This is a genomic window from Neisseria sp. P0022.S009 (genome assembly GCF_051956675.1).
Classification (GTDB): Bacteria; Pseudomonadota; Gammaproteobacteria; order Burkholderiales; family Neisseriaceae; genus Neisseria.
In genome coordinates this window covers 166,453-192,944 of sequence record NZ_JBQCXE010000005.1, presented here as the reverse complement: position 1 = coordinate 192,944, position 26,492 = coordinate 166,453, and the positions used below count along the sequence as shown (strand labels likewise).

The following is a 26,492-nucleotide window of genomic DNA, read 5'->3' as shown; positions in this document are numbered from 1 at the left end:
TTTACAAATTGGTAAAAAAATAATGTCAACAATTCGGCTAAAATTTTTCTTGGCAAGTAAATTTTTTACAGTTATATTTCAAAACATAAATATTGAAACATCTCACTCGATAGGAGTTGAAAAATGACTGACCTGAACACCCTGTTTACCAATCTTAAACAACGCAATCCCAACCAAGAACCCTTCCACCAAGCCGTTGAAGAAGTATTCATGAGTTTGGATCCGTTTTTGGCGAAAAACCCGAAATACACCCAACAAAGCCTGCTTGAGCGTATTGTTGAACCTGAACGTGTGATTATGTTCCGCGTCACTTGGATGGACGACAAAGGCCAAGTTCAAGTCAACCGCGGCTACCGCATTCAAATGAGTTCCGCCATCGGCCCTTACAAAGGCGGTTTGCGCTTCCACCCGACCGTCGATTTGGGCGTGTTGAAATTCCTCGCTTTTGAACAAGTCTTCAAAAACGCGCTGACCACCCTGCCTATGGGCGGCGGCAAAGGCGGTTCCGACTTTGATCCTAAAGGCAAATCCGATGCCGAAGTAATGCGCTTCTGCCAAGCCTTTATGACCGAACTCTACCGCCACATCGGCGCCGATACAGACGTTCCTGCCGGCGATATCGGCGTAGGCGGCCGTGAAATCGGCTATCTGTTCGGCCAATACAAAAAAATCCGCAACGAATTTGCTTCCGTCCTGACCGGCAAAGGCCTCGAATGGGGCGGCAGCCTGATTCGCCCTGAAGCCACCGGCTACGGCTGCGTGTATTTTGCCCAAGCCATGTTGGAAACCCGCAACGACAGCATTGAAGGCAAACGCGTGTTGATTTCCGGCTCCGGCAACGTGGCGCAATACGCTGCCGAAAAAGCCATTCAACTGGGTGCAAAAGTATTGACCGTTTCCGACTCCAACGGCTTTGTCCTCTTCCCTGACAGTGGCATGACCGAAGCGCAACTGGCCGCTTTGATCGAGCTGAAAGAAGTACGCCGCGAACGCGTGGCCACTTACGCCAAAGAACAAGGCCTGCAATACTTTGAAAACCAAAAACCGTGGAACATCGCGGCCGAAATCGCCCTGCCTTGCGCCACCCAAAACGAATTGGACGCAGACGCTGCCAAAATCCTGCTGGCAAACGGTTGCTATGTAGTTGCCGAAGGTGCGAACATGCCGTCAACTTTGGGCGCGGTCGAACAATTTATCAAAGCCGGTATCCTCTACGCTCCGGGCAAAGCCTCCAACGCCGGCGGCGTAGCGACTTCAGGTTTGGAAATGAGTCAAAACGCCATCCGCCTGTCTTGGACACGCGAAGAAGTGGACAGCCGCCTGTTTGACATCATGCACAACATCCACGAATCCTGCCTGAAATACGGCAAAGTCGGCGACAAAGTGAACTACGTCAATGGTGCGAACATTGCCGGTTTCGTCAAAGTAGCCGATGCCATGTTGGCGCAAGGTTTCTAAACCTCTATCCAGCCAAACCCAAGGCCGTCTGTTTTCAGACGGCCTTTTTCTTTTCATGCAAATTTTATACGCCCAAATAACCTTCCCTGCTGGAAAGCCACCTTGCCAGATGCGCTTCGACGATTTCGGGGTTTTGTTCAATCAGTAAGGGGGCGATTTCGCGCGCCTGTTCCAAGAGGTGCAGGTCTTCTTCGAGGTTGGCGAAGCGCAGCATGGGGACACCGCTTTGGCGCGCGCCGAGAAATTCGCCGGGGCCACGGATGTTAAGGTCTTGGCGGGCGATTTCGAAGCCGTCGGTGTGTTCGTAGATGACTTTCAGTCGCGCTTTGGCAAGTTCGCTCAAGGGTTCGGCAAACAGGAGGACGCACACGCTTTCTGCCGCGCCGCGCCCTACCCGCCCGCGTAATTGGTGCAGCTGCGCCAAGCCCATGCGCTCGGCGTGTTCGATTACCATCAGGGCGGCATTGGGCACATCTACGCCGACTTCGATGACGGTGGTGGCGACCAAGACGTTCAGACGGCCTGCGGCAAAATCCGCCATGACTTCGGCTTTTTCAGCGGCCTTCATGCGCCCGTGTACCAAGCCGATGTTGAGTTCGGGCAAGGCTGCCTGAAGCTGGGCTAGGGTTTCGGTGGCGGTTTGCAGTTGCAGGGTTTCGCTTTCTTCAATCAGCGGGCAGACCCAGTATGCCTGCTGCCCTTTGCGGCAGATGTTGAGGACGAAGCCTTCGACTTCGGCGCGGCGGACGTTGTTGACGAGGCGGGTTTTAATCGGGGTGCGCCCGGGCGGCAATTCGTCGATGACGGATACGTCCAAGTCGGCGAAGAAACTCATGGCGAGCGTGCGCGGGATGGGGGTGGCGGACATCATCAACTGGTGGACGTCGCGCCCTTTGTTTTTGAGGGCGAGGCGTTGGGCGACGCCGAAGCGGTGTTGTTCGTCCACAATCACCAAGCCCAGATTTTGGAACTCGACGTCGTCTGAAAACAGGGCATGCGTGCCGACGGCGATTTTGACGGTACCGTCGGCGAGTTTGGCTTTGGCTTCGTCTTTGGCTTTTTTGCGCTGGCTGCCGGAGAGCCAGACGACTTCGAGTCCTAAAGGTTCGAGCCATTGTTTGAACTTGATGAAATGCTGTTCGGCAAGGATTTCGGTCGGCGCCATCACGGCTACCTGCGCGCCGGATTCGATGGCGGTCAGCGCGGACAAGGCGGCGACGATGGTTTTGCCGCTGCCGACATCGCCTTGAAGCAGGCGGTGCATGGGGTGGGTTTGCGCCATGTCGCGGCAGATTTCGGAAACAACTTTTTCTTGCGCATCAGTCAGGGCAAACGGCAAAGCGTGGCGCAGGGCTTGGGTCAATGTGCCATCTCCGCCCAATGCCGCTGCCGTGCCGCTGACACGCTTCTGCCGCGCCAAGCGCATGGAAAGCTGTTGCGCCAAAAGTTCATCAAATTTAAGCCGCTGCCACGCAGGCAGCGTGCCGTCTGAAAGCTGGTGGATGGTGAAACTCGGCGGCGGAGAGTGCAAAAGGCGCAGGCTTTCAGCAAGGTGTGGCAGTTTCAGACGACCTAATAAAGCATCAGGCAAGGTGTCGTGCAGCGGCGTAACGTCCAAGGCCGTCTGAATAATACGGCGCAAAGTGGGTTGATTTAAACCGTTTACGGTCGGATAAACGGGCGTGAGGCTTTCCGCCAAACCGCTGCTCTCGGCATCGCGGATTTTGGGATGAATCATCTCATCGCCGTGAAACCCGTGTTTGATTTCGCCCACGGCGCGAATGCGTTTGCCGACCGCCATCTGTTTCTGGTTGCTGGCGTAAAAGTGGATAAAGCGCAGAAAAAGGACGCTGCCGGAACCGTCGGCAATTTGAACAATCAGCTGCTTGCGCGGCTTAAAAGTTACTTCCTGATGGATGACCTCGCCCTCAACCTGACACGGCACGCCGATCGGTGCGTCCTTAATCGGCATGATGTGCGTCTCATCCTCGTAACGCAATGGCAGGTGCAACACCAAATCCCACGCGGTATGGAGGTTGAGTTTTTCGAGTTTCTTGGCGGAAACGTCGGTAATTTTGAGCTGTTTTTGGGTTTCGGGCGTCATCTTAAAAGGCAGCTGATTTAAAGTTTGCTGTATTTTATCCGAAAACAAAAAGGCCGTCTGAACGCAATGTTTCAGACGGCCTTCAAAGCTGAATACTTGAAACAAATTAATATTTGAAAATACGCCGGCTATCGAATCAACTTCAGCCATTGTGAGGAAACAGCTTTCAAAAAAGAAGGATATTCAACCCATACTTTTATCAGGAATTTAGCAAATAATGTTTAGATACCCAATCATTATCCATTCTCCTAAAAATGCCAATCCAATTTCAATTTGACTGTCCGCGGTTCGCCATAGAAATTGTTTTGACCTCGCGTACGGTTATAGTTGTTTTCAAAATACGTCCTGTCAGCCAGGTTAGTTCCTATCAGGCTGATTCTGCCGTGTTTGTGAAAGTCATATTGAACAAAGCCATCTATAAGTCCGTAGCCTCCTTGGCGAATATTGTAAAGGCTACTTGTGCGACTTTGCGCGGATATTCCGCCGCCCAAGGTCAACTTAGTTTGAGGCAAGCGGTAGCTTGTACCGAGGCGGAACATATGTACCGGCGTGAAGTTACTGAAGTTATACGGGTCGGCAGTCGTGTTTTTCTCCAACCGCTCCGCGTTGACTTCCGCAGCATTTTTATACTTGCTTTTGTTATATGTGTAGCCAACAAAAATACGCCAGTTTTCCGACAACTCGCCAGCCAATTCAAGTTCTGCGCCGCTACTCTTAACCTTACCCACAGGTTTGGCGATGGTTTGGAATGAACCTCCGTTACTACTAGTATCAGGAACAAATCCAAAATCGACAACGGTACGGTTTTTCTGCTGTAAAACAAACAAGGCAAGCGAAGCATTCAGACGGCCTTGCAAGAACGACCCTTTCCAACCTATTTCATAGTTAGTCCCGATGAGTGGAGGAAGAACGGATTTGCTGGTTACATCAACGTTATCCTGTTGTTTAAAAATCTTAGTATAGCTGGCATACAAGCTTTGTTGTGGCGTCAGGTCGTAGGTAATGCCTGCATATGGCGTAAACCTATGGCTTTGCATTTTTGAGGTGTAATGCTCTTTGTCGATTTTGTTACTGTTCTCAGTTTGGAATGCCGTAGCAGGCTGGCCGTAGCGTACAGGCATTTCTTTGGTTTGTGTGGTTTCATAGCGCGTATAGTGCATACCGCCCAGGAGATGCAGGCGGTTGGTTGCATTAAAGCGGGTACTGACAGTCAAAGAATGTGTTTTATTCGTGTTAAGGTATTTCGAATAATTGTATAACGCCGGAACATGATCATCTGCAACCTGAACAGTTTTCCACAGCGGTATTTTCAGATATTGGTTTGCCCATTTCAAATTTCCCTCTTCATCCCGCTCTTGTATTTTGTTTCCATTTGCATCCAATTCGTAAACAGGATCTTGCACCATTACGCGCTCACCATTGTCGTTGACGGTCCAGACAGGCTTGCCTTCCGCATCCAAACGGGGAGTATATTTGGTAATATGCGCGCCACTGCATTCCGGCACATAGATTTTGTTATTACCTTTTTCGTTATAAATATGCCAATCTGGTTCGACAATACCTTTTTCTAAAGGATTACGCTCCGGACCATCGGGATGAATGCCGCAACTGCCTGCACCTGCATAACCTTGAGGACGGACAAAATAACGGTTTTGATAGATTTCTGTATAAGCAGAACGGATTTTTTCATTGTTATACGCATAGCCGACAAAGAAATCATGTTCACGTCCAAGCAGGCGGTAGTTACCTGTCAGATCCAGCTTAAAGCCCCATTGCACATCGTGTTTGGTATAGTGCAACGGCATGAAATTGTAACGGCGGTTGTATGTGTGGCGAAGATTGTATGCTGAGTCGTATAGACGGTTGGGAAACAGACCTTCTGCATTGTTAACAATGCCTTGCTTTGCAAGCTCCTTATCAATAAACTCTTTTTTATCTACTTCTACACCAGGATCCTGCCAGTCGTTGCACAGGAAATCCAAACCAATGTCCTGCATACATTGATCAAAACCTGCCCGGCGTGCTGCCGCCCTTTGGGAGCGATATTGTTCAAAAGCAGATGCATCGAAATGATGGGCAACGTAATCTGCTTTTTTCTCTTCATATGTTTTAGTGACGCCATCACGATATTCTTTTAATTTTGCCAACGCCTTGTCTTTAGGCTCAAAAGGGATAACCTCTCCCTTCTCGGTTAAGAAACCCGTTGCCTCAGATGCTGAAATACCTGCCGCGTGTTCGTTTTTCAGAAAAAATTGTCCGACTTTGGCATCTGAATCATTATGCGTATAAGAAATTTCTGCATTGAGTTGCCATCCATTGTCAAAGACATGTTGGAAACCGGAAAAAATATTGTATTTATCAGCATTCAGGCGTGACCATGAGGTTTCACCCAAATAAGTTTTACGTGGCAATTTCAAAGGATTGTTACAGGCAGGACTGGAGCTGAAGGCCGCAGTTTTTTGATCCTCACAAGGTAAAATCACGCCGGCAAAATCGGGAATATCTTTATTTTTCTGATAAGTGCCGCCCAATGTCAGCATACTGTTATCACTCAAATCCGTATCGATCACGCCATAAACCATGTCTTTCTTGTTCCATACACCCTCTTTAAAAGAGCGGTGATCCTCATGAACACCAACCAGCCTACCGCGTACCGTATGTTCATTATTCAAGCTTCCAGATACATCCAAAGCCAAACGCTTGCTGCCCCTATGGTCAGTGCTGATTTCACCTGTATGCTTAAACAGAGCTGTTGGCCGCTTACGGATTAAATTAATGGTTCCACCCGGTTCAGAATTAGACTGAGTAAGACCGGTTGCACCTCTGACAACCTCAATGTGATCATAAACAGCAAGGTCTGTACTTGGTGAGACATCGATTTTTGCCGTATAGCCCGAACGTCCAGACACATTCGTGGTAATACCGTCTTCACCAATCTGATCAACATAGAAACCACGAGACAAAAAACGAGTTTGTAGGCCCGAATCCCGAACTACGTTGATTCCCGTAGTGTTTTTCATTGCATCTTCTAAAGAATATATTGCTTTATCATCTAGCTGCCGACGCGTCATTACGCTCACCGACTGCGGCGTATCCTTGCCTGAAATACGCAAGCCAGTCGCCGTTGCCATCGTTCCGATTGTATAAGACTGACTGCGCTCGGTATTACTTTGTGCCTGCCGTTTGCCACTGACCTTGACCGTATCCATGTCTACATGTTCAACTTCTTGATGTCCTGTATCTGCAAAAACAGTTTGGCAAGGCAGCACCAATAACAAACAAATTGTTTTCATTTGAAAATCAGGTTTCACAACTATTTCCTTAATTAATAAAATCTACTTACCTATTTGATAAAAATTATAATTTATTAATTTTAAATGATATTTAATCTATAAAATTAAAATATAATAGTAATGATAGGAGGAATCATTATATACCTGATGCATTAATATATGAACTTTTTGTTATAGATTTTTTCTTATGTCCTGATTTTTAGATAAAAAAAGGCCGTCTGAACGCAATGTTTCAGACGGCCTTAATTTAGGTATAACGCGATTAAGCGTTAGCTTCCTGTTGTTGTTGGTATATGGCTTCGAAGTTGATCGGAGCGAGCAATACAGGTGGGAAGCCGGCGCGGGTTACGATGTTGGAAATAGCTTCGCGTGCGTAAGGGAACAGGATGTTTGGACAAGCAACGCCCAGCAGCAGTTGTACGTCTTCTTCAGGAATATTTTCCAGACGGAAGATGCCGCTTTGGGTAACTTCGTTCAAGAACATGGTGCGCTCTTCGTTCAGTTTGGCAGTCACGGTCACGGTAACGTCAACGCTGTAGAAGCCGTCTTCCAGTTTGGTGTTGCCGGTAGAAACGCGCATATCGACTTCAGGCTCACCTTGTTCCAAGAAGATTTGTGGTGCATGAGGCACTTCCAAAGACAAGTCTTTTACATACAGACGCTCAACGCTGAATACGGGTTGCAATTCTTCGCTCATTTTATTTTCCTAAGTTAAGGGTTAAGGATTCAGTAATTCGTCCAACTTGCCTTCCTGCTGCAAGCGGTACAAATCGGTAAAGCCACCGACATGGGTATCGCCGATAAAAATCTGCGGCACGCTGCGCTGGCCGGAAAGCTGCTGCATTTCGGCAAAAACTTCCGGATTGCCGTCGATGCGGATTTCGTTGATTTCTTTCACGCCCACCGCCTGCAACAGCCTTTTCGCCATGGTGCAGTACGGACAATACGGACCGGTATAAACAGTAACGGTTTGCATGATTTCTTCCAAAATACCAATGTTCATGACTATATGGGCATAAGCGTTATTTTACAAGTGTTCCCGCCGTACGGTTGTAAAAAACATTCAGACGGCCTCTTGGCATAAACATCTGCGCAGATGCGGAAAACCCATAATTAAAGTATGATAAGCGCTTTCGCAGAATGACTTTTGCCATTTGTTTTTTGAAAAAGGACACTTCGCAAAAGTTTTTCTATTCAAAATCAGGTATCCCCATGCTTTCAGGAATCCCCATCCCCAAGGACGCCGTGCGTCCGCCCGAAACTGTCCTCGTCAACATCACGCCGCAAGAAACGCGTGTGGCCGTTTTGGAAGAGAACAATATCTGCGAGCTGCACATCGAGCGCAACAGCGGCCATAGCTTGGTCGGCAATATTTATTTGGGCGTCGTCAAACGCGTCCTCCCCGGCATGCAAAGCGCATTCATCGATATCGGCTTGGAACGCGCCGCGTTTTTGCACATCGTCGACGTCCTCGAGCAACGCCGCAATCCGGACGAAACCCAACGCATCGAACACATGCTCTTTGAAGGCCAGTCCGTCTTGGTTCAGGTCATCAAAGACCCCATCAACACCAAAGGCGCGCGGCTTTCCACCCAAATCTCACTGGCCGGCCGTTTCCTCGTCCATCTTCCGCAAGAAGACCATATCGGCATTTCCCAACGCATTGAAGACGATGCCGAACGTAGCAGCCTGAGGGAGCGCCTCAACAACCTGCTGCCAGAAAACGCCTGCCACGGCTATATCATCCGCACCAACGCCGAAAACGCTTCCGATGCCCAGCTGCAATCAGACATCAACTATCTGACCAAAGTGTGGGAACACATTCAAAAACAGGCAAAAATCCAGCCGCCCGAAACCCTGCTCTATCAAGATTTGCCTTTGAGCCTGCGCGTTTTGCGCGATATGTTCAGCCTCGATACGCATAAAATCCTGGTCGATTCCACCGAAAACCACCGCCGCATGACCCAGTTTGCCGAGCAATACGTTCAAGGTGCATTGGGCAGAATCGAGCTGTTCAAAGGCGAACGCCCCCTATTTGAAACCCACAATATCGAGCAGGAAATCGCCCGCGCCCTGCAACCGCGCGTCAACCTCAACTTCGGCAGCTACCTCATCATCGAGTCCACCGAAGCCATGACCACTATCGACGTCAACACCGGCGGCTTTGTCGGCGCGCGCAATTTTGATGAAACCATCTTCCGCACCAACCTCGAAGCCTGCCACACCATCGCCCGCGAGCTTCGCCTGCGCAATCTCGGCGGCATCATCATCATCGACTTCATCGATATGGCGCAGGAAGCCCACCGCGAAGCCGTCCTGCAAGAGCTTGCCAAAGCCCTCGCCTTCGACCGTACCCGCGTTACCCTCAACGGTTTCACCAGTTTGGGTTTGGTCGAGCTGACGCGCAAACGTTCGCGTGAAAACTTAAGCCAAATCCTCTGCGAACCCTGCCCTTCCTGCCAAGGCCGAGGCCGTCTGAAAACGCCGCAAACCGTGTGCTACGAAATCCAACGTGAGATCGTCCGCGAAGCGCGCCGCTACGATGTCCAAGCCTTCCGCATCTTGGCCGCTCCGAATGTCATCGACTTGTTCCTAGATGAGGAATCGCAATCGCTGGCAATGTTGATAGACTTTATCGGCAAACCGATTTCGCTGGCAGTCGAAACCGCCTACACGCAGGAACAATACGATATTGTGTTGCTGTAAAGATAAGGCCGTCTGAAAACTTTTCAGACGGCCTTCTTGTTTGAGCAAATAAAGATTACGGTTTCACTACTTTACCGTTGATTTTGACGGAAGTCAGTTTCAGGTTGTAGGTTTTGCCGTCATCGGTATAGCTGATTTGCGCCGGGATATTGTCGATATCGGAAGCAAACGAGTAAGTCACGGTATCGTCGCCGCGGCGGACGCGATATTTGCTTACAGGCGTTGTACCGCCGTTCAGTTTATAGCTTTCGCTGCCAATTTTGTTCATGCTGCCGACGGTGTACAGTTTTTTACCGTTGGTAATTTTCAAACCTGACGGCAGGCGTACGTCATTGGCAGCCAGTTGCCATGCCAAAGTGAACAAGTCCATGGCCGGGCCGGATTTTTCGGTTTTCAAATCACCTGCTTTGCCGTAAGTAATGTTACCGCCGGAAAATTTGGCCTCGGCATACACTTTGCCGCCGCGCACATCTTTGTAGTAAGACGGATTTAAGGTCGTACCGTTGATGCTGCCGCCGGATTCAAAGCGGATATTGTAAAGCGGTACTTTGATGGTAGAGACGATTTTGTATTGGCTGCCGCTACGTGTGAAGGTCATGGTTGCAGGAATACCGTAGCTGCCTGAGTATTGCAAAACGACAGATTGCGGCAATTCAGCGGCTTGTGCGCCGATGGAGGCAGTGAGCAGGGAAAGTGTCAATAAGGTTGTTTTAATCGGATTCATGATGTTTTCCTTGTGTGTATGGTGTTTTAATTAAGCCAACAGGCTTTGACCGGCAGCATTGCGTTGTGCATTCAAAACTCGGTTGCCTTCGATTTTCAGACGGCCTGCAACAAAGTCGGCAACGGCTTGCGGGAACAGCTGGTGTTCAACCGTCAGCACGCGTGCGGCAACGTCGTCGGCGGTATCGCCATCCAAAATAGGAACAATGCCTTGTGAAATAATCGGGCCGCAATCCAGCTCGGGCGTTACGAAATGGATGGTACAGCCTGCCACTCGGCAACCTGCTTCCAATGCGCGCTCATGGGTATGCAAACCGGTGAAAGAAGGCAGAATGGACGGATGAATGTTGATCAGGCGGTTTTCATAATGTGCGCAGAACTCCGGAGTCAAAATGCGCATGAAGCCTGCCAATACCACCAAATCAGGCTGATAGGCATCAATTTTTTCCATCATGGCCTGATCAAATGCCAGACGCGAGTCGAAGTTTTTATGGTTCAAACTGTCGGTGGCTATACCGCGCTCTGCCGCCCATGCCAATCCGGCTGCGGTCTCGTTGTTACTCAATACGGCTGCAATGTTGGCATCGGGAATATCAGCATTCACAATTGCCTGCATATTGCTGCCGCGTCCGGAAATAAGGATGACGATATTTTTCATCATAATTCCTTGTTGGTTTGGAACAAAGGCCGTCTGAAACGGAATTTTTTCAGACGGCCTTTTATCCGTTGTTTAAGGGCGTAAGCCTTGATTCGGATTATTGAACTTTCTGTACGTCAACTTGTACTGGTTGTTGTGCAGCGGCATCAGGCGCGCCGACTTTAACCAGTTTCACGTCGAATACCAAAGTGGCGTTCGGGCCGATTTTATCGCCGGCACCCACTTCGCGGTAAGCCAATTTAGCCGGGATGTAGAATGTTGCTTCGCCGCCTTCTTTCAAGAGTTGGATACCTTCAGTCCAACCTGGAATCACTTGGCTTACAGGGAAGCTGACTGGGCCGCCGTTGGCTTTGCTGCTGTCAAATACGGTACCATCAATCAGACGGCCTTCATATTCAACGGTAACCATATCGTCTTTAGTCGGTTTTTTACCTTCGCCTTCTTTGGTGATTTTGTATTGCAGACCGGAAGCGCTGGTTTTCACGCCTTCTTTAGTCGCGTTTTCTTTCAAGAACGCTTCGCCTTTTTCCAAGTTTGCTTTGGCATCTTCAGCACGTTTGGCAGCCGCTTTTTCTTGTTGCTCTTGCAGGAATTTCATCATCACTTCCTGAGCTTGGGCTTCAGTCATTTTGACTTCTTTGCCTTCAAACATGGCTTCCATGGCTTCGGTGAAGACTTTCAAATCGATTTCTGTGCCTTGGTCTTTCATTTGTTTCAATGAACGGCCGATGTCCACACCCATTGCGTAGCTGGCTTGTTGGGCAGTAGAACCGATGGCGGAAGCATCTGCAGTCGCATTTGAAGCTGCGGAAGCAGCAGGAGCATCTTTGGCGGCAGTGTCTTTTTGTTGGTTGCAAGCAGTCATCGCCAACAGAGCAGACAAAGCCAATGCGCTGAATTTGAAAGTTTTGTTCATGATTATGTCTTTTCCGGAAAGGTCAAAAAAGGGGATTATAGCTGAGTTTGATTGAAATGGAATCAAGGTGGATTAAAATTTGTAAAGGCTCTTATCAAAAACATCAAGGCCGTCTGAAAACAGGTTTCAGACAGCCTTGTCTTAACTATCGGTCAGCCGATTAATACCAACCGCGCAGTTTCATTGCTTTTTCAACACGACGGATACTCATCATGTAAGAAGCGGTACGCAGGTCAACATCGTATTCTTTAGCCAAGTTCCAAATATCGCGGAACGCACGGCGCAGGACAACGGTTTCTTTCTCTTGAACTTCGTCAAACTCCCAGTAGTAGCCTTGCAGGTTTTGTACCCATTCGAAATAAGATACAACCACGCCGCCGCAGTTTGCCAAAATGTCAGGAACAACCAATACGCCGTTTTGACGCAGGATAACGTCGGCTTCAGGAGTAGTCGGGCCGTTTGCGCCTTCAACCACGATTTTCGCGCGGACTTTGCCTGCATTTTCGGAAGTCAATTGGTTTTCCAATGCGCAAGGGGCGAGTACGTCCACATCCAAAGCCAAAAGTTCGGCATTGCTGATTTCTTTACCGTAACCGGCTTCGTTGGTGATGAAGCCTTTTTCTTGGTATTCTTTGAACAGCGCTTCCATATCCAAGCCGTTTTCGTTGTAGATGGCAACGTCAACAGTAGATACGGCAACGACTTTCGCACCGGATTTGTGTGCATAGTAACCGGTGTGGTAGCCCACGTTACCGAAACCTTGAATGGCGTAAGTGGCACCTTTCACGTCTTTGCCCAGTTTTTCCAAAGCTTGTACGGCGGCGAAGTTTACGCCGTAACCGGTTGCTTCGGTACGCGCCAAAGAGCCGCCGAACTCAACCGGTTTGCCGGTGAATACGCCCGGTGCGGAATGTTTTACCACGTTTTCATAGGCATCAACCATCCAAGACATGATTTTGCCGTTGGTGTTCACATCGGGGGCGGGAATGTCGATTTTCTCGCCGATCAGCGGAGAAATGGCTTCGGAATAAGCGCGGGCGATGCGTTCCAATTCTGCTTCGGAATAATTGCGCGGATCCAAAGTGATGCCGCCTTTGCCGCCGCCGTAAGGAATACCGGCTACGCAGCATTTGATGGTCATCCAAATAGACAGGGCTTTGACTTCGTCCAGATTCACATTGGGATGGAAGCGCACGCCGCCTTTGTAAGGGCCGACGGCGTTATTGTGTTGGGAACGGTAACCGGTGAAATTTTCTACTGTACCGTTGTCGAGTTTGACAGGGAAGTTCACTTCCAAAACACGTTGCGGCTTTTTCAAGATTTCAAATACTGCCGGGTCGGCATTCAGGCGATCGCAGGCAATTTTTACTTGTTTTTGTGCAATTTCAAACGGATTCAGTGTTTCTTTAACAGCAGATGCGGACATGTATTTTTCCTTTTCATACACATGATTAGACGAGAGCCATACTTGTTACTATATACAAAAACGGGAGAAAATGTAATAGCATGTAGTCAATAAAAAGCAAATCCATTCATTTATATATGAATTTAGTTTGAGGCCGTCTGAAAATATAGACACCTTGACTCAAAATTTTCAGACGGCCCGGCCCCAATATTTCTCAAACCCTTTCCAAAAACGATACAAACCCTTTGTTTTTCAATACCTACCCAAGCTCCCTTTTTGTTGACAAAATCACTTCTGCCCTTCCCGACAGACAGCCAACCCTACGCCTGCAAAAATTGTTAACAATTTAAACAAGCAGCCATTGAAAAATCGGCAAAACATCGGCAAATCGGGGAAATAATGCTAAAATAACGCCTTAAATGATATGACAGAAAGCTATTTGATGACCGCTGCTACTTTAGAACACGTTCAAGCCGTTGCTTTTGATTTGGACGGCACTTTATGCGATTCCATTCCGGATTTGACTGCCGCCGCCCAAGCCATGTGCGAATACCTGGGTTTACCTGTTTTACCCACTCAAACGGTTGAAAGTTATGTCGGCGACGGCATCGGCAAATTGGTTCATCGCGTCATCACCCATGATCGTGAAAAAGAAGCCGATCTTGAAATCTGGGAAAAAGGCTTTGTGTTCTTTATGAAATATTATCGCGAGCACTTGAGCGACTTTACCCGCCCCTACCCTGAAACCGAAGCCGGCCTCGGCCTGCTCAAATCCTTGGGCATCCCGCTGGTTGTCATTACCAACAAAAATGAAGTGCTGGCTGCGGAGCTGCTGAAACAGCTCAATCTCGACAGCTATTTCAGCCTGGTTCTCGGCGGCGACAGCCTGACTGAGAAAAAACCCAGCCCATTGCCGCTTCAGCATGCGGCCGAAGTATTGGGCATCGATGTTGCCAATATGCTGATGGTGGGCGACTCTAAAAATGACATTATTGCCGCCAAAGCGGCCGGTTGCTTCAGCATCGGCGTAACCTTCGGCTACGGCGACATGACTTTACTCTCCCAAGACAAAGCAACCAAACCTGATTTGTTGATTCGCGCCCTGCCTGAAATCTACGAAAATCTGCAACCGCAAAAAAATAAAGACGAAGAATAATTCGGCTTTATTTTCAGACGGCCTTTTCGGCTATTTTTCTCAATCAGGCCGTCTGAAAATGTAATTCAATGTAGTTACCTCACCTCCGCCATATCCCATGAGACCCCCTAAAACCTTACGTGCCCGCGCCTTGGATATTCTTTCCCGTCAAGAAGTCAGCCGCGTCGGTTTGAAACGCAAACTGGCCCCGCACGCTGAAAGCGAAGAAGAATTGGAAAAGGTTTTGGACGAATTCGCCGAACGAAATTGGCAATCCGACCAACGTTACGCTGAAGCCTATATTCACAGCAAGAGTAACCGTTACGGCACGCTCCGCCTCAAACAAGCCTTGGCTCAACAAGGTATTGATGCGGATGACTGTCGGGAATTACTGCCCGACAGGGAGGACGAGCTGCAAACCGCCATTTCCGTTTTGCGTAAAAAATTCAAGCAAGAAGCTGAAGATTTGAAAGAAAAACAAAAACAAGCGCGTTTCCTTGCGTATCGCGGCTTTGGTGCAGACACCATTCAGACGGCCTTAAAAACCGCGTGGAATGAAGAAGAAGACTTCTATCAATAATCATTCCTACTTGAATCTTTACGGCTATCGGCGTACCCTTACGCTTTCATTCAATAATCTAATCAGAGCTTCATCATGTCCGACAAACCACACGATACATCCAATCCCCTACTTGAAGACGAACGCAAAAACCCTGTTTACCGCTTGGGTCAGGCAGTGGCCGGATTCATGTTGCTGGTTTGGGCCGGCGTTTTGGTCTTAGTTTTTTTCTTGGTTTTCCGATTTTGGTTGAGTTAAATCCAACCTGAAGCATTATTTTTCTTCAAAACAAACTGAAAGAAGTTTGTTTGTACATACTCAAAAGGCCGTCTGAAAACACTTTCAGACGGCCTTTGCTTATAACGAGATTATCCTCGAATCACTTTGCGGATATTCGGATTGGCATGCATCTCATGAACAATCTGATTAACCTGATCCAAGTCCTTGACTTTAATTGTGAATTTAAATTCTACAAAGCCTTCCGTTCCTGCTTGTGCTTTGGTCGGCGTATCGACAGATTCGATGTCCGCCCCCGAGTTGGAAATCGCTTGCGCCATTGAAGCCAACAAGCCATGAGCATCTTCGGATTTGACGTTGAGAATGGTGCGATATGTTTGATTACGCATACTGTCCCAACTTGCATCCAACTGCTCTTCCGGATCGGCTTTAACCAAAGTTTGACAGGTATCACGGTGAATAATCATGCCCTTGTCTTTGACCAATAAGGCGCGAATCGGATCACCAGGAATCGGATGGCAACATTCGGCAAAATGAATCCGGCCGGTCTCTTGATCGTTGACTTTAATCGGGCTGAGTTTAACCTCACTGCCGAAATGTTGGCCAGCCAACTCGGCAATATGCATGGCAACATGTATCGGCAAAGTATGCCCCATACCGACTTTGTAGAGAACTTCTTCAAATGAAGTTTGTTTGGTATTCAAATCGGCAAGGTATTTTTCTTTGAGGTCGTCTGAAAGCAAAACATCTTTAGGCAGCAGGCTGGATAAAGCTTTTTGCAGCAGGTTTTCACCCAAAACAACGGCATCATGACGATTCAGATTTTTAACGTATTGGCGGATGGCGCTGCGCGCACGGCTGGAAACGGCAAAATTCAACCATGCCACATTGGGCTTGGCATGTTCGGAAGTAATGATTTCGACCGTATCGCCGGTTTTCAGCTTGGTGCGCAACGGCATCATGACATTATTAATACGCGCGGCAACGGTTTTATGACCGATGTTGGTGTGCACGGCATAGGCAAAGTCAATCGGCGTTGCGCCCTTAGGCAAGGTCAAAATATCGCCTTTCGGAGTAACGATATAGACTTCGTTGGGGAACAAATCGACTTTGACATGTTCCAGAAACTCGATGGCATTTGAGCTGCTGGCTTGCAGGTCAAGAATATTTTTCAACCATCGGTTCATATGGAGGACGGCCTGATCCGGAGTGTTTTCTCCGGATTTGTAAATCCAATGGCCGGCAATACCGCCCTCGGCTACGGCATCCATTTCACGCGTACGGATTTGCACTTCGATCGGCAAACCGTAAGGGCCGACCAAGGTCGTGTGCAGGCTTTGATAGCCGTTGCTTTTCGGAATGGCAATATAGTCTTTGAAACGGCCGGGCTTGGGTTGGTATAAATTATGCAATGCACCCAATGCGGCATAACAGGCAGGAATGCTGTTGACGATGACCCGAAAGCCGTAAATATCCATTACTTCGGCAAAACGCAGTTTTTTAGCCAGCATTTTTTGATGAATGCTGTATAGGTTTTTCTCGCGGCCTTTGATTTTGGCTTCAATATTGACACCGACCAAACGCTGACTGAATGCACGCAGCACTTTGCCGACAACATCGCGACGGTTTTTGCGGCTGTTGTCCATTGCTTTTTTCAGGGTTTCGTAGCGGCTTGGGTGAAGGTTTTGGAACGATAAGTCTTGAAGCTCTTGATACGCGTTATTCAGACCGATGCGGTTGGCGATTTGAGCATAAATTTCGAGGGTTTCTTTGGCGATGCGGCGGCGCTTGTCCGGACGCATAGAGCCAAGGGTGCGCATATTATGCAATCGGTCGGCCAGTTTGACGACGATGACGCGCACGTCTTTAGTCATGGCGAGGATCAGTTTGCGGAAACTTTCCGCCTGATGCTCGGCATGATCTTCAAATTTGAGTTTTTCCAGTTTGGAGAGGCCGTCTACCATTTCGGCAATGGTATCGCCGAATTCCGCCGCCATTTCGACTTTGGTTACGCCCGTGTCTTCCAATACATCGTGCATAACGCCTGCGCAAAGGCCCTGAACATCCATGTGCCAAATCGCAAGCTGCGTGGCAACGGCAAGGGGATGGGTAATGTAGGGTTCGCCGCTCTTACGGGTTTGTCCATCATGGGCATGAAAAGCGTAGGCAATGGCTTTTTCAAGCTCGGCCTGTTCATTCTCATTGAGATAGGATGCGGTGCGAAACAGAAGATCGCGCGCTTCAGCTGTCAACGGGTCATAAGGAGCGGTGGGCAGTGGGGCTGGCATTTTCAGACGGCCTTTTATGGCTATTTTTTTAAGCCGTCAGACTGTATCGGTTGTTATATTGCACCGATACAGTCCGCACGGCGGTTTTATCGGTTTGCCGGTTGGTTTATTTGTTGCGTGTCAAAAGCTCGGTTCCGATTTGTCCGGCTGCGATTTCGCGCAGGGCGGTTACGGTTGGTTTGTTGTTGCGGATGTCGTCAACCAAAGGCGTGTTGCCGTTTTCCAGTTGGCGTGCGCGACGGGCGGCAACGAGTGTGAGGTCGAAGTGGTTAGGGATTTTACCTGTGCAGTCTTCAGTAGTAATACGGGCCATGTTTGCTTGCTTTCTTTCTATGTTTCAAATAAACGGTTATTTTCGCTGTTTTTTACGAATTTTCCAACAGGTTTGAGATAAATCCCTGCTGGGCGGATTTTTTCAGACGGCCTGCTTTAATAATGTGGAACAAATCGGCTTCGGCACGATCCAAATCGTCATTCACGACGACGTAATCGAACAAAACAGATTGTTCAATCTCGTGACGGGCTTTGGACAGGCGTGTTTGAATGACTTCTTCGCTATCCGTACCACGGCCGATCAAACGTTGCGCCAATACCTCAAAGGAAGGCGGCAGAATGAAAATACTGCTGGCTTCAGGCAACGATTTACGCACTTGCGCCGCACCTTGCACATCGATTTCCAAAATCACATCATAGCCCTCTTCGCTCAACGAATTTACGCCGGCGATGCTGGTGCCGTAATAATTGCCGAACACATTGGCGTGTTCCAAAAAGGCCCTTTGCTCAATCAGTGATTCAAATTCGTCTTTGGGGACAAAGTGGTAATGCACGCCATGCACCTCTCCTTCGCGCGGCTGGCGCGTGGTGTGAGAAACGGAAACACGGATATCGTCATGATTTTTCAACAGGCGCGACACCAAAGTCGTTTTGCCTGTGCCCGAAGCGGCGGAAATGATGAAAATATTGCCTTTTTTGTGATTTTGCATGGTAATTCAGCCGATGGTATGTATCTGTAAATTATAACACAACACAATGTTTCTCGGAATTTCAGACGGCCAGTTGCAAAATTTGGCTATTGTATCGATTAATTTGGCAAGTTTGCATATGACCGCTACAATGGCGTGTTAAAAACTTTTTGATTTCGGAATGTCGAAATGTTGATTCATCCTGAAGTAATGGGCGTAGAAGCTTTGGCGGACAAAATCCGTAAAATTGAAAACTGGCCGCAAAAAGGGATTTTGTTTCATGACATTACTCCCGTTTTGCAAAGTGCAGAATATTTTCGCCTGCTGGTTGATTTACTGGTTTACCGCTATATGGGGCAAAAAGTTGACGTTGTGGCAGGCTTGGACGCGCGCGGTTTCATCATTGGCGCGGCTTTGGCCTATCAGCTGAATGTCGGCTTCGTTCCCATTCGTAAAAAAGGCAAACTGCCGTTTGATACGGTCTCTCAAAGTTACGCTTTGGAATATGGCGAAGCAACGGTAGAAATCCATACCGACGCCATCAAGCCAGGCGCACGCGTTTTGTTGGTAGATGATTTGGTGGCAACCGGAGGCACCATGCTGGCAGGCGTCGAGCTGATCCGCAAACTGGGCGGCGAAGTAATCGAAACGGCTGCTATTTTGGAGTTTACCGACTTGGACGGCGGCAAAAAAATCCGCGAAAGCGGCGCGCCGTTATTTACCCTGTGCCAAAACAAAGGCTGTATGTAACACACAAAAAACCGCAAGCCGATCAGCCTGCGGTTTTTTTATTGTCAAAATTATTCGAGAACGTATCCGTCTGTATCCCAAAAGGTTTTTTTCACCAACTGGTCGTCTTTATACACCAACTCGGATTTCTTCGCACCATCATCATACCAATCCAAAATAATGCCGCTGCGTTTGCCGTTGCGAATACTCAATTCAGACACAATGCGGCCATTTTCATCCCAACTGATAATCTCCGTCGGTTTATCATTGCTCATCATCATTTCGGTTTTCGGGCTGCCGTCTGAATACCATTGTTTCCAATGACCGTTGGCCTTATCGTGCTTGAATTGGATTTCGCTTTCTTTGACGCCGTTGCGGTAATAACGAGAGCCTATACCCTCGCTCAATCCGTTTTGATAAGGCATGACCGCAGATTTTTTGCCGTTTGGATACCAGTTAATCCACTCGCCGTGCGGCTTGCCGTTGCGATAGCTGCCAACCATCTTTTTCTGCCCGTTAAAATGCCACAGAGTCAGCGTGCCATTGTCCAGAGCCGGCACAAAAACCTTAATCTGACCAGCAGGTATCTCGTACGGATCAGAATATTTTTTCATTGATGGATAGTAAAAATCCTGAACCTGCGCCTTGCCTGCCGCAATTTTGTATTGGCGGACATAAGCAACTGAAGGCATGGTTGCCGTCAGTTTACCGTTTTGATTGAAATAAACGGTATATTGCTGGGCAAAAGCGACAACGGGCGTACTGAATAAAACAGCAGCCAACAGGCCTGATTTTAAACAATTATTCATAATATTGGGTTTGGCAGTATATGTTCTACAAAAAGTCAGTAATAAAAATCTACCGGCATTTAAATCTATGACAAATATTATAAGCCATAGTTTCAAACCCTGCTTGGATTTCACAGCCGGCATATCATAGGCGTTTGTATTAAAACATTAAAGACATTACAAAATAGAGGCCGTCTGAATTTTTTTCAGACGGCCTTTGTTTTATTTACATCACAATAAACTATTCTTCACCCAACAATTGCTCACGGGTCAATAAGAATACAAACCCGTCGCCACCGCTGGTTTCCAACCAAGTAAACGGCAATTCCGGATAAGCAGCTTCCAATACTTCGCGGTTGTGGCCGATTTCAACCAGCAATACACCTTTCGGATTCAAATATTTCGCAGCCTGCAAAATGATTTGGCGTGTAGCATCCAAACCATCTTCTCCGCTGCCCAAAGCCAATTCCGGCTCATGTAGGTATTCATCAGGCAACGCTTCCACAGATTCCGCATCAACATAAGGCGGATTGGAAACAATTAAGTCGTAGGTTTCATCCAAACCTTCAAACAAATCGGTATGCACCAAGCTGATGCGGTCTTCCAAGCCATAATCTTCAATATTGATGGCCGCTACTTCCAAAGCATCTAAGCTCAAATCAACGGCATCGATTTGTGCATCAGGATAGTGATGCGCCATTTGAATGGCCAAACAGCCGCTACCGGTACACAAATCCAAAGCTCGATGCACCAACTCATCATGTTCAATCCAAGGACGGATACCGTCGCCAAGCAATTCATAAATAAAAGAACGAGGCACGATGACGCGCTCATCGACATAAAAATCAAACTCACCCTGCCATGCTTGATGTGTCAAATACGCGGCAGGAATATGCTCCACTGCGCGGCGTTCGAGAATGGATAACACCTCTTCCTTCTCACTTTGCAACAATTTAGCATCCAAATAAGGCTCCAACGTATCCAACGGCAGATTTAAAGTGTGCAAAATCAGATAGGCTGCCTCATCATGGGCATTATCGCTTCCGTGTCCGAAAAACAGTCCGGCATCGTTAAAACGGCTGACGGCGAAACGCAGCAAATCGCGAACAGTGGTCAGCTCTTGAGCAGCTTGCTTAAACATAATGTTTTGTCTTGTCGATTTAAGAATATTGAAATTATAACAGAAAGGCCGTCTGAAAACTTTTCAGACGGCCTTCGATTTAATTCAGCTTAAGATTATTTATCGCGGCTGAATACGATTTTGGTAGCTTGGATAGCAATGCAGACAGCACCACCGATGAAGATCAAGTCAGCAGCGGTACGAACCCAACGCAGGGTATCCAGAATTTCCATTTGCAGGAATTCTTCGCTACGTGCATACCACAGACCGTGAGTGATAGAAGCATAAGCTTGAATCACGCCAACCGGCAACAGGCTGATGGCAATCATACCCACCAGGCCGCCGTTCAACAGCCAGAATGCCCAAGTCATCAGTTTGTCGTCAAATTGAGCATTAGGTTTCAGGTAACGTGCAACCAGCAATACGAAGCCCAGAGCCAAGAAACCGTACACACCGAACAGAGCTGCGTGAGCGTGAACTGCAGTAGTGTTCAGACCTTGAATGTAGAACAGGGAAATCGGAGGGTTAATCAGGAAGCCGAATACGCCGGCACCGATCATGTTCCAGAAGGCAACTGCTACGAAGCACATCAGAGGCCAACGCAGACGTTTCGCCCAGTCGGACAGGTGTTGGTAAGACCAGTGTTCGTAAGCTTCACGACCCAGCAGAATCAAAGGTACAACTTCCAAAGCGGAGAAACATGCACCGATTGCCATAGAGGCAGAGGTAGAACCGGAGAAGTACAAGTGGTGCAATGTACCTGGAATACCGCCCAACATGAAGATGGCAGCAGCAGCCAAAGTAGAAGCAGTGGCAGTACTACGGCGGACAAAGCCCATGTTATAGAAGATGAATGCGAAGGCAGCAGTAGCGAACACTTCGAAGAAGCCTTCTACCCACAGGTGAACCACCCACCAACGCCAGTATTCCATCACAGCGATTGGAGATTTCTCACCGTAGAACAGGCCAGGAGCGTAGAACACACCCACACCGACCATAGAAGCTACAAAGATAGCCAACAGGTTTTTGTCTGTACCTTTTTCTTTAAAAGCAGAGATGGTGCAACGCAACATCAGGAACAGCCACAACAGCAAGCCGACCATCAGCAGAAGTTGCCAGAAGCGACCCAAATCCAAGTATTCGTAACCTTGGTGGCCGAACCAGAAGTTCAGCTCAGGTGGAATAATGTGAGTCAAAGCAAAGAAGTTACCTGCGTAAGAACCGCCGACTACGATGAACAGGGCGATGTACAGGAAGTTCACACCGGCACGTTGGAATTTAGGATCTTTACCGCCATTCACAATCGGAGCCAAGAACAGACCTGCTGTCAGGAAGCCGGTTGCAATCCAGAAAATAGCGGATTGGATGTGCCAAGTACGGGTCAACGCATATGGGAACCAGTCGGCCATTTCAAAGCCCAAGGCAGTATCGATACCGTAGAAACCTTGACCTTCGACAGTATAGTGAGCGGTCAAACCACCCAACAGTACTTGTACGACAAACAGCGCAACAGTCAGGAATACATATTTGCCCAACGCTTTTTGAGAAGGAGTCAGTTGTACTTTGGAAATAGGATCCTCAGTAGGTACTTCAACCTCTTCGTGTTTGGTCAAGAAAGAGTAACCCCACATCAGCAAGCCGATACCCATCAGCAACAATACCACGCTGGTGAAAGACCACATGTAATTTTCAGTAGTCGGTACGTTGTTGATCAAAGGCTCGTGCGGCCAGTTGTTGGTGTAAGTGAAGTTCTCGTCAGGACGGTTGGCCGAAGCAGACCAAGAAGTCCAGAAGAAGAAGTTGAACAGTTTTTCACGCGCTTCTTGGCTTGGCAATGTGTTGTTTTTCATTGCAAAGTGTTCGCGAGTAGTTTGGAACTTAGGATCGTCGCTGTACACACCGTGGTAGTAAGGCAGAATGCTTTCAATCGCTTTCACGCGGGTATCGCTGATAACGACAGAACCGTCTTCCTTAATACGGCTTTGATTGCGGTATTCGTCAGCCAAACGGGTTTTCAGAACAGCTTGTTCCTCAGGAGAAACTTCGTCAAATTTTTTGCCGTAAGTTTCTTGCGCAGTCAGATCCAACCATGCAACCAGCTCGCGGTGCAGCCAGTCGGCAGTCCAGTCCGGAGCTTGGTATGCACCGTGACCCAATACAGAGCCAACTTCCATACCACCGGTAGTTTGCCATGCAGATTGACCTGCCAAAATATCGTCTTTGGTCATCAGGACTTTGCCGGATGCAGAAACGACTTGTTCAGGGTATGGCGGAGCCTTTTTATAGACCTCGCTACCCATATAACCAAGAATGGTAAAGCATACTGCCAGTACGGCAAACAGCAAGTACCAAAGCTTCTTGTACTGTCCCATTTTGAGTACTCCTTGATTTTGGTAAAAAGTGGTTGGGTATTAATTCATCAAATATGAATGTTAAAGATTGTATCACGGTTTTAAAAGTAAAGAAATATTTTGTCAATAATATTCCTTTAAAACCATTAACTTACATGATATTGATTCCTATTATCCTGTATAACTCCTCCTTTGTTATATTTTGTGTTAAGCCCACACTAACATTTTCACACAAAAATAAACTTTTCGGTTTAGTTTTTTATACTACTAAAGGAGTATTTAAGGATTAAAAGATTCATATTCATTGAACAATTTGATTTATGTCAAAATGCACCCAAACAAGCGCCTACATAATCATACAAAATTTCAAACCATCCTATCAGGATACTTAACTTTTCTTACAATAAGGAAACTTTAAACATGAAACGCCAAACCTTAGCTGCACTTATCGCTTCTGTATTTGCACTGGCCGCATGCGGCGAACAAGCTGCTAAACCAGCTGAAACTCCGGCTGCCACCGCTTCTGCCGAAGCTCCTGCTGCTGCTTCTGACTCACAAGCTGCTGCAGAGACTCCTTCTTCAGAATTGCCTGTAGTCGATGCCATCATGACTCACGCTCCGGAAGTTCCACCTGCAATCGATCGCGATCATCCGGCTAAAGTACGCGTTAAAATGGAAACCGTCGAAAAAACCATGACTATGGAAGACGGTGTTGAATACCACTACTGGACATTCAACGGCGACGTTCCGGGCCAAATGATCCGTGTACGCGAAGGCGATACCGTAGAAGTAGAATTCTCTAACAATCCTTCTTCTACCGTTCCTCACAACGTTGACTTCCACGCTGCTACCGGTCAAGGCGGTGGTGCAGAAGCTTCCTTCACTGCCCCAGGCCACACTTCTACTTTCAGCTTTAAAGCTCTGCAAGCCGGTTTGTACATTTACCACTGTGCCGTTGCTCCTGTCGGTATGCACATCGCCAACGGTATGTACGGTTTGATCTTGGTTGAACCTAAAGAAGGCCTGCCTAAAGTGGACAAAGAGTTCTACATCGTACAAGGCGACTTCTATACTAAAGGTAAAAAAGGCGCCCAAGGCCTGCAACCTTTCGATATGGATAAAGCCATTGCCGAACAACCTGAATACGTTGTATTCAACGGCCACGTAGGCTCTATCGCCGGCGACAATGCCCTGAAAGCCAAAGCTGGTGAAACTGTTCGTATGTACGTTGGTAACGGTGGTCCTAACTTGGTATCTTCTTTCCACGTTATCGGCGAAATCTTCGACAAAGTATATGTTGAAGGTGGTAAACTGATTAACGAAAACGTACAAAGCACTGTGATTCCTGCCGGTGGCGCCGCCATGATCGAATTCAAAGTCGATATTCCAGGCAGCTACACTATAGTTGACCACTCTATCTTCCGTGCGTTCAACAAAGGTGCTTTGGGTCAATTGAAAGTTGAGGGTAACGAAAACCCTGAAATCATGACCAAAAAACTGAGCGACACCGTTTACCAACCTGCCGGTGCTGCCGCTTCTGCTCCAGCCGCTGCGTCTGCCGCACCTGCTGCTTCTGAAGCCGCTAAATAATCCCTCGGTTTAATACGCCAAGCCACTGCTACTCTTCTCTTAGAGTCGCAGTGGCTTCCATCACAATTAATCTTCCTATTCAATCAGACAGATTGATTTTTCAGACGGCCTTGTTATGATTAGGCTATCTTAAAAATAAATTTTCTGTTTCAATCGATAATAAGGGCGTACCATGAAACTCATACGACTCCTCCTCTTAGGCAGTGCCTTAATCTGCGGCAATACATTTGCAGCCGAAATGGTAAAAATCGAAGGAGGCAGCTATCGCCCTCTCTATCTTAAAAAAGAGACTTCCCTTATTAAAGTCAAACCCTTCCAACTTGACAAATATCCTGTAACCAATGCTGAATTTGCCGAATTTGTGAAAACACATCCACAATGGCAAAAAGACAAAATTAGCTCTAAACAAGCTGAAAAAGCTTACCTGAAACATTGGGTAAAAAACGGCAGCAACAGTTATGCGCCTAAAGCCAGCGAACTCAAACACCCGGTAACCAATGTTTCATGGTTTGCCGCCAATGCCTACTGCGTTTCCAAAGGCAAACGCCTGCCGACTATTGACGAGTGGGAATTTGCAGGCTTGGCTTCTACCACTCAAAAAGACGGCTCTGCCGAACCCGGCTACAACCGCACCATCTTGGATTGGTATGCAGACGGTGGCCGCAACGGTCTGCACGACATCGGTAAAAACAAACCCAACTATTGGGGCGTATACGATATGCACGGCCTGATTTGGGAATGGACTGAAGACTTCAACAGCAGCCAACTCTCAGCCGGCTCATCCAACACACAAATGTTCTGTAGCGGCGCATCCGTAGGCTCAAGCGACCCATCCAACTATGCTGCTTTCTTGCGCTACGGCATCCGCACCAGCCTGCAGTCCAAATATGTTTTAAATAACTTGGGCTTCCGCTGTGCGAGCAAATAAAGTTTAGTTTTTTATCACCAAAGCAGCTTTGGCGGTACTGGAAGGTATCGCCGCTTTTTTTGGCCATCTGAAAAGATATGGCGCACAAAGACAAATTGTGGCATAATCCGCCCGTCTTTCTAAAAAGGCACTTAGGAGTTTGCTTAGGTCGTTTGGCTTGGCAAACTTGTCCGAACCTGAAAAGGTTCTTTTATTTTCGGAGTTATCCATCATGGCATTGACCGTAGAACAAAAAGCACAAATTGTTAAAGATTTCCAACGTAAAGAAGGCGATACTGGTTCTTCTGAAGTACAAGTCGCTCTGTTGACTTTCCGCATCAACGACCTGACTCCTCACTTCAAAGCCAACCCTAAAGACCACCACAGCCGTCGCGGCCTGTTGAAAATGGTTAGCCAACGTCGTCGCCTGCTGTCTTACCTGCGCCGTACTCAGCCTGATACTTACCGTACACTGATTACCCGCCTGGGTCTGCGTAAATAATTTATGCTTAAATCAACACCGCCTTTGGGCGGTGTTTTTATTCACATGCCCATGCCGTCTG

At 47.8% G+C, this 26,492-nt stretch carries 24 protein-coding genes; 9 read left to right on the top strand and 15 right to left on the bottom strand.

Features of this window, described 5'->3' with window-relative positions:
• Window positions 1-123 precede the first annotated feature (123 nt).
• A complete protein-coding gene (gene gdhA, locus ACTHUG_RS08625) occupies window positions 124-1,458 on the top strand; it encodes an NADP-specific glutamate dehydrogenase (protein WP_440385627.1) in 1,335 nt (444 codons plus the stop codon).
• Window positions 1,459-1,522: 64 nt separating this feature from the next.
• On the opposite strand, the gene recG is transcribed toward gdhA, so the two are convergent.
• The 4 genes from recG to grxC form a co-directional block, all read right to left on the bottom strand.
• Window positions 1,523-3,562, bottom strand: a complete 2,040-nt coding sequence (gene recG / locus ACTHUG_RS08620) for an ATP-dependent DNA helicase RecG (protein ID WP_440385854.1) — start codon at window positions 3,560-3,562, stop codon at window positions 1,523-1,525.
• Between the two features lie 248 nt (window positions 3,563-3,810).
• The gene (locus ACTHUG_RS08615; protein ID WP_440385853.1) at window positions 3,811-6,855 is read right to left on the bottom strand and encodes a TonB-dependent siderophore receptor; all 3,045 of its coding nucleotides are present in this window, start codon (window positions 6,853-6,855) and stop codon (window positions 3,811-3,813) included.
• 262 nt (window positions 6,856-7,117) lie between these two features.
• Window positions 7,118-7,552 (bottom strand): protein-export chaperone SecB, encoded by a 435-nt coding sequence (gene secB / locus ACTHUG_RS08610; RefSeq protein WP_440385626.1) that lies wholly within the window; start codon window positions 7,550-7,552, stop codon window positions 7,118-7,120.
• Between the two features lie 21 nt (window positions 7,553-7,573).
• Window positions 7,574-7,831: a glutaredoxin 3 gene (grxC, locus tag ACTHUG_RS08605; RefSeq protein ID WP_003684090.1), complete on the bottom strand. Its 258-nt coding sequence runs from the start codon at window positions 7,829-7,831 to the stop codon at window positions 7,574-7,576.
• A gap of 236 nt (window positions 7,832-8,067) precedes the next feature.
• Between grxC and ACTHUG_RS08600 the strand changes: the two genes are divergently transcribed.
• Complete coding sequence (locus ACTHUG_RS08600) at window positions 8,068-9,561, top strand: Rne/Rng family ribonuclease (protein ID WP_039861979.1); 1,494 nt, start codon at window positions 8,068-8,070, stop codon at window positions 9,559-9,561.
• 55 nt (window positions 9,562-9,616) lie between these two features.
• On the opposite strand, the gene ACTHUG_RS08595 is transcribed toward ACTHUG_RS08600, so the two are convergent.
• The 4 genes from ACTHUG_RS08595 to ACTHUG_RS08580 all read right to left on the bottom strand — a co-directional run bounded on the left by ACTHUG_RS08595 (window position 9,617) and on the right by ACTHUG_RS08580 (window position 13,284).
• A complete protein-coding gene (locus ACTHUG_RS08595) occupies window positions 9,617-10,285 on the bottom strand; it encodes a DUF3108 domain-containing protein (RefSeq protein WP_440385625.1) in 669 nt (222 codons plus the stop codon).
• Between the two features lie 30 nt (window positions 10,286-10,315).
• On the bottom strand, window positions 10,316-10,942 hold the full coding sequence (gene purN / locus ACTHUG_RS08590; RefSeq protein ID WP_049322704.1) for a phosphoribosylglycinamide formyltransferase: 627 nt from the start codon (window positions 10,940-10,942) through the stop codon (window positions 10,316-10,318).
• Window positions 10,943-11,039: 97 nt separating this feature from the next.
• On the bottom strand, window positions 11,040-11,858 hold the full coding sequence (locus ACTHUG_RS08585) for an FKBP-type peptidyl-prolyl cis-trans isomerase (protein ID WP_003745836.1): 819 nt from the start codon (window positions 11,856-11,858) through the stop codon (window positions 11,040-11,042).
• Window positions 11,859-12,018: 160 nt separating this feature from the next.
• Window positions 12,019-13,284 carry a Glu/Leu/Phe/Val family dehydrogenase gene (locus tag ACTHUG_RS08580; RefSeq protein WP_049348913.1) on the bottom strand — a complete coding sequence of 422 codons (1,266 nt, stop codon included), beginning with the start codon at window positions 13,282-13,284 and terminating at the stop codon, window positions 12,019-12,021.
• A 421-nt stretch (window positions 13,285-13,705) separates the two neighbouring features.
• Here ACTHUG_RS08580 and ACTHUG_RS08575 point away from each other — a divergent pair, with 421 nt between their 5' ends.
• The 3 genes from ACTHUG_RS08575 (at window position 13,706) to ACTHUG_RS08565 (ending at window position 15,215) form a co-directional block, all read left to right on the top strand.
• Window positions 13,706-14,419, top strand: a complete 714-nt coding sequence (locus tag ACTHUG_RS08575) for a phosphoglycolate phosphatase (RefSeq protein WP_440385851.1) — start codon at window positions 13,706-13,708, stop codon at window positions 14,417-14,419.
• Between the two features lie 97 nt (window positions 14,420-14,516).
• A complete protein-coding gene (gene recX, locus ACTHUG_RS08570; RefSeq protein WP_003745830.1) occupies window positions 14,517-14,978 on the top strand; it encodes a recombination regulator RecX in 462 nt (153 codons plus the stop codon).
• A gap of 75 nt (window positions 14,979-15,053) precedes the next feature.
• Window positions 15,054-15,215: a hypothetical protein gene (locus tag ACTHUG_RS08565; protein WP_003745829.1), complete on the top strand. Its 162-nt coding sequence runs from the start codon at window positions 15,054-15,056 to the stop codon at window positions 15,213-15,215.
• A 110-nt stretch (window positions 15,216-15,325) separates the two neighbouring features.
• On the opposite strand, the gene ACTHUG_RS08560 is transcribed toward ACTHUG_RS08565, so the two are convergent.
• The 3 genes from ACTHUG_RS08560 to gmk all read right to left on the bottom strand — a co-directional run bounded on the left by ACTHUG_RS08560 (window position 15,326) and on the right by gmk (window position 18,465).
• Entirely contained in the window at window positions 15,326-17,482 is a 2,157-nt protein-coding gene (locus ACTHUG_RS08560; protein WP_311476299.1) for a bifunctional (p)ppGpp synthetase/guanosine-3',5'-bis(diphosphate) 3'-pyrophosphohydrolase, read from the bottom strand.
• A gap of 106 nt (window positions 17,483-17,588) precedes the next feature.
• Window positions 17,589-17,795 (bottom strand): DNA-directed RNA polymerase subunit omega, encoded by a 207-nt coding sequence (rpoZ, locus tag ACTHUG_RS08555; protein WP_003682294.1) that lies wholly within the window; start codon window positions 17,793-17,795, stop codon window positions 17,589-17,591.
• A 52-nt stretch (window positions 17,796-17,847) separates the two neighbouring features.
• On the bottom strand, window positions 17,848-18,465 hold the full coding sequence (gene gmk, locus ACTHUG_RS08550) for a guanylate kinase (protein ID WP_003745825.1): 618 nt from the start codon (window positions 18,463-18,465) through the stop codon (window positions 17,848-17,850).
• Between the two features lie 168 nt (window positions 18,466-18,633).
• Between gmk and ACTHUG_RS08545 the strand changes: the two genes are divergently transcribed.
• Window positions 18,634-19,194 carry an adenine phosphoribosyltransferase gene (locus ACTHUG_RS08545; RefSeq protein ID WP_003745823.1) on the top strand — a complete coding sequence of 187 codons (561 nt, stop codon included), beginning with the start codon at window positions 18,634-18,636 and terminating at the stop codon, window positions 19,192-19,194.
• A gap of 50 nt (window positions 19,195-19,244) precedes the next feature.
• Here ACTHUG_RS08545 and ACTHUG_RS08540 read toward each other — a convergent pair whose 3' ends face one another.
• The 3 genes from ACTHUG_RS08540 to ACTHUG_RS08530 all read right to left on the bottom strand — a co-directional run bounded on the left by ACTHUG_RS08540 (window position 19,245) and on the right by ACTHUG_RS08530 (window position 23,453).
• Window positions 19,245-19,982 (bottom strand): toxin-antitoxin system YwqK family antitoxin, encoded by a 738-nt coding sequence (locus tag ACTHUG_RS08540; protein WP_003745821.1) that lies wholly within the window; start codon window positions 19,980-19,982, stop codon window positions 19,245-19,247.
• A gap of 220 nt (window positions 19,983-20,202) precedes the next feature.
• Window positions 20,203-21,102, bottom strand: coding sequence for a 50S ribosomal protein L3 N(5)-glutamine methyltransferase (prmB, locus tag ACTHUG_RS08535; protein ID WP_049322128.1), 900 nt, complete (start codon window positions 21,100-21,102; stop codon window positions 20,203-20,205).
• 95 nt (window positions 21,103-21,197) lie between these two features.
• Window positions 21,198-23,453 carry a nitric-oxide reductase large subunit gene (locus ACTHUG_RS08530; protein ID WP_440385624.1) on the bottom strand — a complete coding sequence of 752 codons (2,256 nt, stop codon included), beginning with the start codon at window positions 23,451-23,453 and terminating at the stop codon, window positions 21,198-21,200.
• 399 nt (window positions 23,454-23,852) lie between these two features.
• Here ACTHUG_RS08530 and nirK point away from each other — a divergent pair, with 399 nt between their 5' ends.
• Complete coding sequence (gene nirK, locus ACTHUG_RS08525; protein ID WP_004519389.1) at window positions 23,853-25,022, top strand: copper-containing nitrite reductase; 1,170 nt, start codon at window positions 23,853-23,855, stop codon at window positions 25,020-25,022.
• Window positions 25,023-25,194: 172 nt separating this feature from the next.
• Complete coding sequence (locus tag ACTHUG_RS08520; RefSeq protein WP_440385623.1) at window positions 25,195-25,950, top strand: formylglycine-generating enzyme family protein; 756 nt, start codon at window positions 25,195-25,197, stop codon at window positions 25,948-25,950.
• A gap of 3 nt (window positions 25,951-25,953) precedes the next feature.
• Here the strand turns inward: ACTHUG_RS08520 and ACTHUG_RS08515 are convergent, their stop codons facing one another.
• Window positions 25,954-26,163: a hypothetical protein gene (locus ACTHUG_RS08515; RefSeq protein ID WP_440385622.1), complete on the bottom strand. Its 210-nt coding sequence runs from the start codon at window positions 26,161-26,163 to the stop codon at window positions 25,954-25,956.
• Here ACTHUG_RS08515 and rpsO point away from each other — a divergent pair.
• Window positions 26,162-26,431, top strand: coding sequence for a 30S ribosomal protein S15 (gene rpsO, locus ACTHUG_RS08510; protein ID WP_003679932.1), 270 nt, complete (start codon window positions 26,162-26,164; stop codon window positions 26,429-26,431). The two genes, ACTHUG_RS08515 and rpsO, sit on opposite strands and share 2 nt — an antisense overlap.
• The last annotated feature ends 61 nt before the right edge of the window (window positions 26,432-26,492 follow it).

Bases quoted from the DNA above. Each gene is read 5' to 3' on its own strand.
- ACTHUG_RS08520 (WP_440385623.1), top strand. From the start codon at position 25,195: ATGAAACTCATACGACTCCTCCTCTTAGGCAGTGCCTTAATCTGCGGC.
- gmk (WP_003745825.1), bottom strand. From the start codon at position 18,465: ATGCAAAATCACAAAAAAGGCAATATTTTCATCATTTCCGCCGCTTCG.
- ACTHUG_RS08545 (WP_003745823.1), top strand. From the start codon at position 18,634: ATGTTGATTCATCCTGAAGTAATGGGCGTAGAAGCTTTGGCGGACAAA.
- recG (WP_440385854.1), bottom strand. From the start codon at position 3,562: ATGACGCCCGAAACCCAAAAACAGCTCAAAATTACCGACGTTTCCGCC.
- ACTHUG_RS08585 (WP_003745836.1), bottom strand. From the start codon at position 11,858: ATGAACAAAACTTTCAAATTCAGCGCATTGGCTTTGTCTGCTCTGTTG.
- secB (WP_440385626.1), bottom strand. From the start codon at position 7,552: ATGAGCGAAGAATTGCAACCCGTATTCAGCGTTGAGCGTCTGTATGTA.
- rpoZ (WP_003682294.1), bottom strand. From the start codon at position 17,795: ATGGCCCGTATTACTACTGAAGACTGCACAGGTAAAATCCCTAACCAC.
- grxC (WP_003684090.1), bottom strand. From the start codon at position 7,831: ATGCAAACCGTTACTGTTTATACCGGTCCGTATTGTCCGTACTGCACC.
- ACTHUG_RS08615 (WP_440385853.1), bottom strand. From the start codon at position 6,855: ATGAAAACAATTTGTTTGTTATTGGTGCTGCCTTGCCAAACTGTTTTT.
- nirK (WP_004519389.1), top strand. From the start codon at position 23,853: ATGAAACGCCAAACCTTAGCTGCACTTATCGCTTCTGTATTTGCACTG.
- prmB (WP_049322128.1), bottom strand. From the start codon at position 21,102: ATGTTTAAGCAAGCTGCTCAAGAGCTGACCACTGTTCGCGATTTGCTG.
- purN (WP_049322704.1), bottom strand. From the start codon at position 10,942: ATGAAAAATATCGTCATCCTTATTTCCGGACGCGGCAGCAATATGCAG.
- ACTHUG_RS08565 (WP_003745829.1), top strand. From the start codon at position 15,054: ATGTCCGACAAACCACACGATACATCCAATCCCCTACTTGAAGACGAA.
- ACTHUG_RS08515 (WP_440385622.1), bottom strand. From the start codon at position 26,163: ATGATGGATAACTCCGAAAATAAAAGAACCTTTTCAGGTTCGGACAAG.
- ACTHUG_RS08600 (WP_039861979.1), top strand. From the start codon at position 8,068: ATGCTTTCAGGAATCCCCATCCCCAAGGACGCCGTGCGTCCGCCCGAA.
- ACTHUG_RS08530 (WP_440385624.1), bottom strand. From the start codon at position 23,453: ATGGGACAGTACAAGAAGCTTTGGTACTTGCTGTTTGCCGTACTGGCA.
- ACTHUG_RS08560 (WP_311476299.1), bottom strand. From the start codon at position 17,482: ATGCCAGCCCCACTGCCCACCGCTCCTTATGACCCGTTGACAGCTGAA.
- recX (WP_003745830.1), top strand. From the start codon at position 14,517: ATGAGACCCCCTAAAACCTTACGTGCCCGCGCCTTGGATATTCTTTCC.
- ACTHUG_RS08595 (WP_440385625.1), bottom strand. From the start codon at position 10,285: ATGAATCCGATTAAAACAACCTTATTGACACTTTCCCTGCTCACTGCC.
- ACTHUG_RS08575 (WP_440385851.1), top strand. From the start codon at position 13,706: ATGACCGCTGCTACTTTAGAACACGTTCAAGCCGTTGCTTTTGATTTG.
- ACTHUG_RS08540 (WP_003745821.1), bottom strand. From the start codon at position 19,982: ATGAATAATTGTTTAAAATCAGGCCTGTTGGCTGCTGTTTTATTCAGT.
- gdhA (WP_440385627.1), top strand. From the start codon at position 124: ATGACTGACCTGAACACCCTGTTTACCAATCTTAAACAACGCAATCCC.
- ACTHUG_RS08580 (WP_049348913.1), bottom strand. From the start codon at position 13,284: ATGTCCGCATCTGCTGTTAAAGAAACACTGAATCCGTTTGAAATTGCA.
- rpsO (WP_003679932.1), top strand. From the start codon at position 26,162: ATGGCATTGACCGTAGAACAAAAAGCACAAATTGTTAAAGATTTCCAA.